This window comes from Cellulophaga sp. BC115SP (genome assembly GCF_009905545.1).
Taxonomy (GTDB): domain Bacteria; phylum Bacteroidota; class Bacteroidia; order Cytophagales; family Spirosomataceae; genus Flectobacillus; species Flectobacillus rivi.
On record NZ_JAAALB010000013.1, the window covers coordinates 34,867 to 46,457 of the forward strand.

The 11,591-nt window shown below is 38.7% G+C and carries 10 protein-coding genes; 9 read left to right on the forward strand and 1 reads right to left on the reverse strand.

Annotation, left to right across the window (positions count from 1 at the left end; translation table 11 throughout):
- Nucleotides 1-151 precede the first annotated feature (151 nt).
- From GVN22_RS11930 to GVN22_RS11970, 9 genes are all read left to right on the forward strand, one after another.
- Nucleotides 152-1,645 (forward strand): glycine--tRNA ligase, encoded by a 1,494-nt coding sequence (locus tag GVN22_RS11930; RefSeq protein ID WP_095160904.1) that lies wholly within the window; start codon nucleotides 152-154, stop codon nucleotides 1,643-1,645.
- A gap of 194 nt (nucleotides 1,646-1,839) precedes the next feature.
- Nucleotides 1,840-2,010, forward strand: coding sequence for a hypothetical protein (locus tag GVN22_RS11935; protein WP_166551236.1), 171 nt, complete (start codon nucleotides 1,840-1,842; stop codon nucleotides 2,008-2,010).
- A gap of 39 nt (nucleotides 2,011-2,049) precedes the next feature.
- The gene (locus tag GVN22_RS11940) at nucleotides 2,050-3,174 is read left to right on the forward strand and encodes a P1 family peptidase (protein WP_166551257.1); all 1,125 of its coding nucleotides are present in this window, start codon (nucleotides 2,050-2,052) and stop codon (nucleotides 3,172-3,174) included.
- A 125-nt stretch (nucleotides 3,175-3,299) separates the two neighbouring features.
- Complete coding sequence (locus GVN22_RS11945) at nucleotides 3,300-3,911, forward strand: M949_RS01915 family surface polysaccharide biosynthesis protein (protein ID WP_166551258.1); 612 nt, start codon at nucleotides 3,300-3,302, stop codon at nucleotides 3,909-3,911.
- A gap of 261 nt (nucleotides 3,912-4,172) precedes the next feature.
- A complete protein-coding gene (locus GVN22_RS11950) occupies nucleotides 4,173-5,570 on the forward strand; it encodes a glycoside hydrolase family 30 beta sandwich domain-containing protein (RefSeq protein ID WP_166551259.1) in 1,398 nt (465 codons plus the stop codon).
- Between the two features lie 205 nt (nucleotides 5,571-5,775).
- Nucleotides 5,776-6,321 (forward strand): C40 family peptidase, encoded by a 546-nt coding sequence (locus GVN22_RS11955; protein ID WP_166551260.1) that lies wholly within the window; start codon nucleotides 5,776-5,778, stop codon nucleotides 6,319-6,321.
- Between the two features lie 387 nt (nucleotides 6,322-6,708).
- Nucleotides 6,709-7,011 carry a hypothetical protein gene (locus tag GVN22_RS11960; protein WP_166551261.1) on the forward strand — a complete coding sequence of 101 codons (303 nt, stop codon included), beginning with the start codon at nucleotides 6,709-6,711 and terminating at the stop codon, nucleotides 7,009-7,011.
- Nucleotides 6,954-8,216 (forward strand): kynureninase, encoded by a 1,263-nt coding sequence (gene kynU / locus GVN22_RS11965; RefSeq protein WP_166551262.1) that lies wholly within the window; start codon nucleotides 6,954-6,956, stop codon nucleotides 8,214-8,216. The genes GVN22_RS11960 and kynU overlap by 58 nt, the downstream gene beginning before the upstream one ends.
- A 39-nt stretch (nucleotides 8,217-8,255) precedes the next feature.
- Nucleotides 8,256-10,289, forward strand: coding sequence for a glycoside hydrolase family 65 protein (locus GVN22_RS11970; RefSeq protein WP_166551263.1), 2,034 nt, complete (start codon nucleotides 8,256-8,258; stop codon nucleotides 10,287-10,289).
- Nucleotides 10,290-10,518: 229 nt separating this feature from the next.
- Here the strand turns inward: GVN22_RS11970 and GVN22_RS11975 are convergent, their stop codons facing one another.
- Complete coding sequence (locus GVN22_RS11975) at nucleotides 10,519-11,451, reverse strand: Rpn family recombination-promoting nuclease/putative transposase (RefSeq protein WP_166551264.1); 933 nt, start codon at nucleotides 11,449-11,451, stop codon at nucleotides 10,519-10,521.
- Nucleotides 11,452-11,591 lie beyond the last annotated feature (140 nt).

The window sequence follows — 11,591 nt, forward strand, 5'->3', positions numbered from 1 at the left end:
GAGAAAAAATTTAGGGTTCAGCGGAAGCAAGTTAATGAATTATTACAAAAGTCAGCAAGAAAAGGGATAACTTTACAGACCGAACGTAAACCTCTCAATTTACAAGGCTGAGGTTGGACGTCGATGATTGATTTTTGAAACCGAAAAAACAATGGCTGAACAGAAACAAGATACGGCATCTGCATTAAAAGACATTATTTCACATGCCAAAGAATATGGCTTTGTGTTTCCTTCTTCTGAGATTTATGACGGTCTACAAGCCGTATATGACTACGGTCAAAATGGTGTTGAGTTAAAAAACAACCTTAAAACTTTGTGGTGGAAAGCGATGACTATGTTGAACGACAACGTAGTAGGTATTGATGCTTCCATCTTTATGCACCCTCTCACTTGGAAAGCTTCTGGGCACGTTGACTCTTTCAACGACCCAATGATTGATAACAAAGATTCGAAAAAACGCTACCGTGCCGACCAATTGTTGGAAGGTCGCGCTGAAGAATACGAAAAAGCAGGTACTCCAGAAAAAGGTAAAGCTTTATTAGAAGCTATGGCAAAAGCCATGACCGACGACGATATGTCTGGCTTACGTCAACTGATTTTGGATGAAGAAATTAAATGTCCTATTTCAGGTACAGGCAACTGGACCGAAGTTCGTCAGTTCAACTTGATGTTCTCTACACAAGTAGGTGCAGTTTCTGAAGATGCTTCATTGATTTATCTTCGTCCAGAAACGGCTCAGGGTATCTTTGTAAACTTCTTGAACGTACAAAAATCAGGTCGTATGAAAGTGCCATTTGGTATTGCCCAAATTGGTAAGGCTTTCCGTAACGAGATTGTAGCTCGTAACTTCATCTTCCGTATGCGTGAATTTGAACAAATGGAAATGCAATTTTTCTGTCGCCCTGGTACCGAAATGCAATGGTACAATGCTTGGAAAGAAACTCGCTTGAAATTCCACAAAGCTATTGGTTTGCCAGCAGAAAAATTACGTTACCACGACCACGAGAAATTGGCTCACTATGCCAATGCCGCTGTGGATATTGAGTATGAATTCCCATTCGGTTTCAAAGAAATGGAAGGTATTCACTCTCGTACAGATTTTGACTTAAAATCGCACCAAGGACTTTCGAAGAAAAAACAACAATACTTCGATGCAGACTTGGACGAAAATGGTAAACCTTACGGAAATTATATTCCTTACGTAGTAGAAACGTCAGTAGGAGCCGACCGTTTGTTCTTAGCAGTACTTTGTAATGCTTATACTAACGAGGTAGTAGGCGAGGGAGAAGCAGCGAAAGAAAGAACATACTTGAAGTTCCACCCATCTGTCGCTCCAATTAAGGCAGCTGTGTTGCCATTGGTGAAAAAAGACGGTTTAGCAGAAAAAGCACAAGATATTTACCACTCATTGAAGCGTTCATTCAACGTAACTTATGATGACGGTGGAGCGATTGGTAAGCGTTATACTCGCCAAGACTTGGCAGGAACACCTTTCTGTATTGCTGTGGATTACCAAACAATGGAAGATAATACCGTTACGATTCGTCACCGTGATAGCATGGAGCAGGAGCGTGTAGCGATTGCTGATCTTCGTGAAAAAATTGGCTTTGCCGTTTCGATGGAGAGAGTTTTTGAACAATTGTAAAAGATTCTTTTTCAAAATATAAAAACGCCTAGTAAGTTCGCTTGCTAGGCGTTTTTGTTGAAATACCTTGGTAAACAATTCTGGTTTGTTTTTTAAAACTGAAACTCCTTTTTTCTAGAGTTTTTCAAGGTAAAATATAACTCACAAAAAAATCTCAGTAACTTTATTTTATCAAACAATAAAACATTTGTAACATGATCACTATCAACAATGAAGGCGAATACGAAAAAGCTTCAGACCGCGCAGACGAGATTTTCGGTGCAAAACCAGGCACACCCGAACACAAAGAATTACAAGAGCTATTGAAAGCTTTGAAAAAGTATGAAGATGATTTTGTAAAAATGTTGAAAGGTTATAATTCCTAATTGTCTTCAAACTTTATATTCAATTTGCTTTTTACACTCATGAAACAAACTTACCTCTTTTTGATTTTTGTGTCGATGGCATTGAATTTACCGGCACAAAAAAGACTACGTGATTATGGCGTCAAAATCGGCGTCATGAAAACAGGAACGCTTAATGCCATCACTGATGTCAAGGGCGTGAAGGTAGGTCATACCACTATTCAGCAGGGCGATACCATTAATACAGGAGTAACAGCCATTATTCCTGCCGAAGGGAATCTTTTTCAAAGTAAAGTGCCAGCAGCAATATACATAGGCAATGGCTTTGGAAAACTCATGGGAATATCTCAAGTGAAAGAACTTGGCAATATAGAAACGCCTATCATCCTGACCAACACCTTGTCGATTGCCACTGCTGCTGATGCCATCATTGACTATTCAGTATCCCAAAAAGAAAATCAAAATCTACGTTCTGTCAATGCAATTGTTGGAGAAACCAACGATAGCTATCTCAATGATATAGTGGGGCGTCATGTCAAAAAGCAACATGTACTAAAGGCAATTGAGAATGCCAAAAATGGTGCGGTGACTGAAGGAAATGTAGGTGCTGGAACAGGAACGGTTTGTTTTGGTTTTAAGGGCGGTATTGGTACAGCCTCAAGAGTATTGCCCAAAGCATCGGGAGGATATACCGTTGGTGTGCTGGTACAAACCAATTTTGGAGGTGTATTGCAAATCGATGGAGTGCCCGTAGGCGTGGCGTTGAACCAATATTTTCTCAATAACCAGCTAAATGACCCTGCTGATGGTTCTTGTATGATTGTAGTGATTACTGATGCACCAGTTACGTCCAGAAACCTCGAACGAATCGCTAAAAGAGCCATGATGGGATTAGCCAAAACGGGCGGTATTGCTTCCAATGGAAGTGGTGATTATGTCATTGCTATATCCAATGCAGAAGGCCTACGTGTCGCTCACGATTCTAAAGAAAAATTGCAAACCGTACAAGAACTACGAAATGACGAGATTTCGCCTTTATTTTTGGCTACCATTGAAGCCACAGAGGAGGCTATTCTCAATTCACTTTTTGCTGCCAAAACCCTTAAAGGTAAAAACGGAACGATTCAAGCGTTACCCATTGATAAAACAATTGGGTTGTTGAGAGAGTATAAGAAAATCAACTAAAAGGGGATAGGCAAAGAGGCATTAGGCACTAGTAATGAAAAGTTTTCAAAATATGACCAATCACACTCTTGCCTAATGCCTTTTTGCCTGACCCCTAAAACCCATCCGAACCATTTCACTAGAAAATGAAAAAAGCTATCCTTCTTCTCTGCTTCGCCATTGGCGCTAAAGCACAAGTCAAAACACTTCCTTTCGACAAAAAAGTCCCTACTGGTATTTCCGTAAAAGGCAAAGTATCAGATGCTATTAAGTGGCAAGATCAGACGGGCGAAAATATTGTTTTTCTGAGCGTTGAAAGAAAACAGGTTACTGGGGTAGATACACCTTCTGGAGATGCCCAAACTGCTAAAGTGCATGCATATCAGTATAACAAACAAGGGGATAAATACCAACTTGTTTGGGAATTGAAAGATGGCATAGACGAATGCCCATTGGATGTTGCTGCTACATTTATTCCTAAATCGCTACAAGTAACTGACCTTGATGCAAACCAAAAAGGAGAAGTATCATTTTTGTACAAAACAGCTTGCCGTGGTGATGTGAGTCCAGCTGCATTGAAACTATTGGTCTATGAACAAAAAAACAAATATATTCTCCGTGGCGAAACTTATGTCAAAATGGTGAAAGAGGGCGGTAAGTTTACGGTCGACAAAAGTTTTACCACAGCACCAAAGGGCTTTTTAGATTTTGCTAAAAAACAATGGAATAAATTCAAAGTGGAAGAAAGCTTTGAATAGAAATAGAGAGTGACAATTTCGGATTTCGGATATTGGATTGCAGATTTGCTGGAATTTTCTCTACCGCCTTTGTTGGAGTTTTTTCTCCAACAAACTTGCGTAAGCAACAAAGGCACTATCCTTGTTATTTAACTGTGGCTAGTTGCTGACGCTCCTCTCGTTGGATAAAACTCCAACGAGGGCGAAAATTTACATTCGCAATTCATCATTCAAAACTCATCATTCATAACTAATACATCTCCCTTCATTTAAAATTATTTTATGAAAAAAACAATCTCAACAATGTTACTGGCCACGCTAGTAAGCTGGCAAGTAACTCATGCCCAAGGACCACGAACTGCCGAGGTATGGCTGACTCATGCAGATCAATCAAAACTGTTTGAGAAACAAGCGGAAACCTTTACGTTCAGTCCCCAATCAAGTACACTTCCTACGATTTTTGTAGATGAAAAACAGAAGTTTCAATCTATGGATGGGTTTGGATTTACCTTGACAGGGGGAAGTGCAACTTTGTTATGGCAAATGGATGCCGACAAGCGTAAGGCACTTTTAAAAGAACTGTTTGCTTTCGATGGTAAAAATATTGGTATTAGCTATCTACGCGTTAGTATCGGTGCTTCGGATTTGAGCGATCACGTATTTACCTACAATGATTTGCCGACAGGTCAAACTGATGAAAAGATTCAAAAGTTTGATTTGACAGAGGAAAAAAAGGCTCTAATTCCTGTTCTAAGAGAGATTTTGGCAATTAATCCTGCTATTAAAATTTTAGGGTCACCTTGGACACCGCCCGTGTGGATGAAGACCAATGGTAACTCGAAAGGAGGAAGCCTTTTGCCAAAATATTATGATGCCTACGCTTTATACTTGGTCAAATATATTCAAAGTATGAAAAAAGAAGGTGTCAATATTGATGCTATCACCATCCAGAACGAGCCATTGCATCCAGGCAATAATCCAAGTTTGTTGATGCAACCTGAAGAACAAGGAGCCTTTATCAAACAAAGTTTAGGTAAAGCGTTGAAATCAGCAAAAATTACTACTAAAATCTGGTTGTATGACCACAACGCCGACAGACCAGATTATCCAATTGCTATCTTAAATGATCCAGAAGTACGCCAGTATGTCGACGGTTCAGCTTTTCACTTGTATGGAGGAAGCGTAGAAAGTATTAGACAAGTACACGAAGCTCATCCAGACAAGAATCTTTATTTTACAGAACAATGGATTGGAGCGCCTGGGAATTTTGCAGGAGATTTGGCTTGGCACACTAAGACCTTAATCATTGGAGCGCCGCGTAACTGGTGCAAAACGGTATTGGAATGGAATCTCGCAGCCGACCCACAGCAAAATCCACATACAGAAGGAGGTTGTACAGAATGTTTGGGAGCTCTGACGATTGATAAAAACGAGATTAAGCGTAATCCAGCCTATTATATTGTAGCGCATGCTTCAAAATTTGTCCGTCCCAATGCTCAAAGAATTGCCTCAAATACAACTATGGGATTACAAAATATTGCATTTAAAACAGCAGAAGGGCGTATTGTTCTGATTGTTTTAAATGAAAGTAACAAACCTTCAACTTTTATGATTAGTCATCAAAACAAGAAAATCCAGCAGACTCTTCCTGCAGGAACGGTGGCTACTTATGTATGGTAAGGTACAGTATCTATCATGGAAAAAGGCAATAAATTGCCATATAAAATGAATCATGTTCATTAGTGATAAACGACTAAAAAATATTTTTTCTGAAAAAAAGTATAATTAAAGGACGAAAAAATACGTTGCAATTAGTACAGAATCTTTTAATTATGAAGATTTTGTACTAATTTGCAAAGAGTTACCTTTTAGAAGCCTTAATATTATGCTAAAAAAAATATTTCTAACCTGCATTCTCATTACTTCTGGTATCGCCTCCAAAGCACAACAAATTCGGAAAGATACTACCGAAACAAGGTCTAGTTATCATCCCTTGTCGATTGTCAACAATCTTCTCGGTTTTGCTCATGATCACCTACATTTTAGGTATCGTTCGGGAGGAAGTTCTACAAGCGGATTCGACTGTTCTGGCTTTGTCCGTTATTGTTTTCGCAACTTTGGCATGATGCTTCCCCACGGCAGTGCAGCACAATCTTTAATTGGAGATGAAATAGCAAAAGCAGAAGCTCTTCCAGGCGATTTAATCTTTTTTAAAGGACATAATTCAGGGAGTAGCCGTATAGGTCACGTTGGCATTATTACTGAAGTTGGTGATACCTATATCAAGTTTATACATTCAGCTTGGAACGGTGGTGTGCGCTATGATTATCTGGAGTCTGACTATTATCGTAGAAGATTTATTAGTATCAAACGTGTAGTTGGATTGCTCGATATGGTACCTCAGCGCAAAGCTAATTCGTCTAAAAAATAAAATACGTTTGTATAACACACTATTGTCATAAAATCAATTTTCGTTCTTTCGTTTGTTTGTAGGGGAGAGCCCTAATACTTGTCTACCAACGTTTTGTTTAACTGTATCGTTTAGACACCAGAAATCTATACCACAATGAATATTGTCATTCATTTACTAATCATCCTACTTAATATTTATACCATAGTTTTTTTGTTTTTACTTATACAAAGGATATTTCCAACCAAGAAAACTACCCTGCACTTATTATTCACCTTAACAATTGTTTTTATATGTTTTACTATTTCTACGATTAACACACCCACAAATAATAACTCGACCCTTTCGGCTCATTCCGTCAATCGTACTTATTCTGTTGATCCACTTTGTCAAGTAGAACTTTCTTTCATGCCCCGACTTCAAGCTCAGGACTCTAGTGTTTATGTTGTTTCAAAGTTAAAGGGACTTATCGCAGGATTGCAGTGGCAGCAAGATTCGATTGTAAAACAAACTACGCTCTCGTATATTCATTATCAAGTAATCGGGCGGATAAAGTATTTGATTTTGGGATTCCCAGTGTATAGTAATAAACAAGTTTTCTCAGGAATGATTAAATTTGATGAACTAAGACATTATCAGGAATCATCAACAAAATGGAATACTTCAACCAACAACAATTCGCAGAACAACTTGATGCAGAAGATGTACTAAAAGATTTTCGTTCTCAATTTCATATTCCTATCCACAAGGGTCAGGAACAAATTTACTTTTGTGGTAATTCATTGGGGCTTCAGCCTAAAAATACTTCCGTTTATCTAGATCAAGAACTCGAAAAATGGCGTAATCTTGCCGTAGAAGGCTGGTTTACGGGTGATGACAATTGGATTAATTATTTACAGCACCTTAAAGCACCTTTGTCTAAAATAGTAGGAGCTATGCCTTCAGAGGTTACAGTGATGAATAACCTTACGGTAAATCTACATTTGATGCTGACGACTTTTTATCAGCCAACTTCTACACGCTTCAAAATCTTGACTGAAGCAGGAGCTTTTCCTTCTGATCAATATGCTTTAGAAACGCATCTCCAAACAAGAGGTATCGATCCCCAAACAGCAATTCTTGAAGTTTTTCCAAGAGAAAATGAACATATTTTTTACACAGAAGATATTCTTCAATTGATTCATGAAAATAAGGACAGCTTAGCAATGGTGATGCTCGGCGGAATCAATTATTACAATGGGCAAGTATTAGATATGCCTCTGATTACACAAACTGCTCATTCGTATGGAATCGTTGTAGGTTTTGATTTGGCACACTGTGTGGGCAATATCCCGCTTCAACTACATGAATGGGGCATTGATTTCGCAGTTTGGTGTTCCTACAAATACCTTAATTCTGGAATGGGAGGCGTATCAGGGGTGTTTATTCACGAAAAACATCATACCTCTAATTTGCCAAGATTAGCGGGTTGGTGGGGATATGACCAAGCTACACGTTTTAAGATGGAAAAAGGGTTTGTGCCCATGAAAGGCGCAGATGGCTGGCAACTGAGTACACCAACCATTTTAGCTATGGCCTGCCATCGGGCAGCCTTAGAAATAACTGACGCTGCTGGCATACAAGCTTTACGGGCTAAAAGTATTCAATTAACAGGCTTTTTACGGTTTATTCTGGAAAAATTTAATGAGCAAAATAATCACATTCTAAAAATCATTACCCCTGTAGATACTCAAAAAAATGGCTGTCAGATTTCTATTTTAGCGGAAAAAAATGGAAAAGAGCTTTTCAATCGATTAGTAGAAAACCAAATTATTGGTGACTGGCGTGAACCTAACGTAATCAGGCTGTCGCCTGTTCCTTTGTATAATACTTTTACAGAGGTCTATCATGTAGGCGTGGCATTAGGAGTATCCTAGGGAAGGTATTATCCATTTTATAAACAATCTATTAAAATTATGAAAAAACTTGCTTTTGTATTGAGTCTTTGTCTGGCAAGCGTGAAGCTGATGGCGCAAGACCCTTGGATAGTGAAAGCCGATAAAATTGACTCAAAAGGTTATTATGGTGTGACCGTTGCCAACGGAATGATTGGTATAGTGTCGTCACCAGAGCCTCTTCGTGTAAAAGACGTGGTGTTAAATGGAGCGTTTGATACTTACGGTCGTGGACGAGTGTCGAATATTCTCAAAACGTTTGATTTTGCGAATATGGATTTAGAGGTAGATGGAAAAAAGGTTACTAAAAATGATATTTCTTCATATCAACAATCCCTTGATATGAGAAATGCCATTTTTTCTACAAGTTTTGATTATCAAGGAAAAGTAAGTGTAAAATCATCGATGATGGCATTACGCCATTTGCCACATTCTATGATGATTGATATTGAGATTACTGCCCAGAAAACTTGTGAAATAACGCCCTACAGCTTGATGTCAGCACCAGATATTTTACGAGATGTCAAGAATACTTTTCATTTAATAGACCGTCCTCACGCTCAAATTCCATTGTTGACTTCGGTCGCTAAATCTCCAACGGGGAAGCATACTTTAGCTGCCTCTAACTCTTTTATTTTTGAAGAGCCAAGAGGGACTGAGCCGAAGGTAATTCACGAAGAATGGGATTATGGTTTGCACCGATTGAAGTTTACTAAAAAACTTGAAGCAGGTCAAACTTACCGTTTTAGCGTTGTAGGTTCTACCATTTCGACAGAACAAAACGTAGATCCACTGAATGAAGCAGAGCGTCTGACTATTTATGCAGCCCTCGAAAAGCATGATCGTTTATTAGCCCGACATAAGGCGGCTTGGGATGAGCTTTGGCAATCAGATATTCAGATCGAAGGGGATGATGAAGCGCAACGGGCAGCACATTTTGCCTTGTATCATTTGTATTCGTTTTGCCGCGAAGGACAAGCCTATAGTTTGTCTCCTATGGGTTTATCAGGTTTGGGGTATAATGGTCATGTATTTTGGGATACAGAGGTATGGATGTTTCCTCCGATATTGTTATTGCACCCTGAGATGGCCAAGTCATTGTTAGAATACCGTTTTCAACGGATGGAGGCTGCTCGCAACAATGCTAAAGTGCATGGCTATAAAGGCGTGATGTTTCCGTGGGAGTCGGACGATAAAGGTCAAGAATCTACCCCAGTTTGGGCTTTAACAGGTCCTTTTCAGCATCATATCACAGCAGATGTTGGCTGGGCATTTTGGAAATACTATCAAGTAACCAAAGATAAAGAATGGCTCAAAACTCGTGGATATCCCATGTTAAAGGAGGTAGCAGATTTTTGGGTAAGTAGAGCCGAAAAAGGAGCAGACAACAAATACCATATCATCAATGTGGTTTGTGCTGATGAATGGGCAGAAAATGTAGATGATAATGCTTATACCAATGGAATGGCAAAAGAAGTGCTTGAGTTTGCTATAGATGCAGCCGATGAGTTACATTTCGATGCTAATCCTATGTGGGAAGAGGTGATGAAAAATCTAGTAATTCTGAAAGATGCCAATGGTGTGACCATGGAACACGCTACCTATAAGGGCGAAATCATCAAACAAGCAGATGTAAATTTGTTGTCGTATCCAATGCATCAGGTGAGCACACCAGAGGATATTAAGCGGGATTTACACTACTATGAGGCAAAAATGTCTCCTGATGGACCTGCTATGTCTTGGGCTATATTATCCATTTTATATGCACGTTTAGGGGAAGCCGAAAAAGCACATGAGCTAATGGTAAAGAGTTATCAACCCAATGAAGTGCCTCCTTTTAAAGTCTTGGCAGAAACGGCTGGAGGTGATAATCCCTATTTTGCCACTGGTGCTGGAGGCTTTTTACAAACTATTATCAATGGCTTTGGAGGGTTAGAAATAGAGGAAAACGGAGTTGAACAGATAAAGCCCATTAGGCTCCCTAAGCAATGGAAATCGCTTACGATAAAAGGTGTTGGTGTTCATAAAAAGACATATACTGTAAATAACAAGTAAGGGTAAAAAACAAGCATCAGTCACCTCTAATTTAGTGATTGAATGAAGGAGTAATTATGTTAAAATTTGTATTCTTGCAGTAGAGGTGCAATGATTTCGTCTAGAGCCGAGTCATATCTAGCATGATAGTATCAAAAAAGCGGTCGGAAAATATTTTCCGACCGCTTTTTTGATGAAAAATTGGAGACTAACCCTAATACTAAAATTGGAAATGCTTCATGTCTAAATTTTATAAGTTATCAATTTCCTCTAAAGAAAGTCCTGTTAATTGTTGAATGCTAGAAGTATCAAGTCCCATCATCTTAGCTTGTCGAGCAATATTTCGTTGCTCTTCCTTTTTTCCTTCTAATTTTCCTTCTAGTTTCCCTTCTTGTTTTCCTTCTTCTCTGCCTGCTTGTTTGCCTACCATCATACCTTCTAGGAGTCCTTCTTCTCGGGCAGTTTCCACGGCATAGTCGTATGTGGCTTTGTTATCTCTGAATACTTTGAGACTGTATTCGTATCTTTCCCAATCCTCCCTATCCATTTTGGCTAGTTCAGCTATCTGAAAAGCATGAGTAAACACTTCGTCTTTGAACAACTCTGGAATGTTCTGAAAGTCTTCCAAGTTTTTGATAAAATACAACCACTTATCTAGTCTGGTAGCCAATTCATGTTCTTCTTTTTTGAAATTGGGCATTTCAAGATAGATGTAGGTCAACTTATCATAAAATACCTTTCCATGCTGATTTTTGAGATTGATGGTATGTACAACCTCTGACTTTTCAGGTTCAGATTCATAATCATCAAAGGTGAAATCCAGCACGCCAATGCAGTACACCGCTTTGAGATTGTAATTCCAAATACCTTTTTCGGCTTGCTCCCGAATCGGGAAAGTCGAGTAATAAATAGTTCTTTCTCTGAAATAATTCTGTTTGGCTTTTTGTAATTCTACGATAAACTTTTCACCATTTTGATTTTCACAATAAATGTCATAAATGGCTTTTCGGTCATAAGGCGTAAAGCCTAATTGTTCATTGTTTTTGAAGGTGAGTTCTACGATTTGGTCTCTTTCAGGCAAAAGGGAGTTTAGGAAGTCAATAAGTTGTGGCTTACTGGCTTCTTCACCAAAGATTTTTTTGAACCCGAAGTCCGTAAATGGATTAAGATATTTTGCTTTCATGTTTGTAAAGGAGTAGTTCTAAAATCCAAAGTTAGATAATTTTCAGGACTTACCTCTATACTGTCTAAATGTTTGATTTATAGTTTCTTGGAAAAAGAAAAAATTACAGGTAAATAGTAAAAAGTAGATTAAAGTAAAAG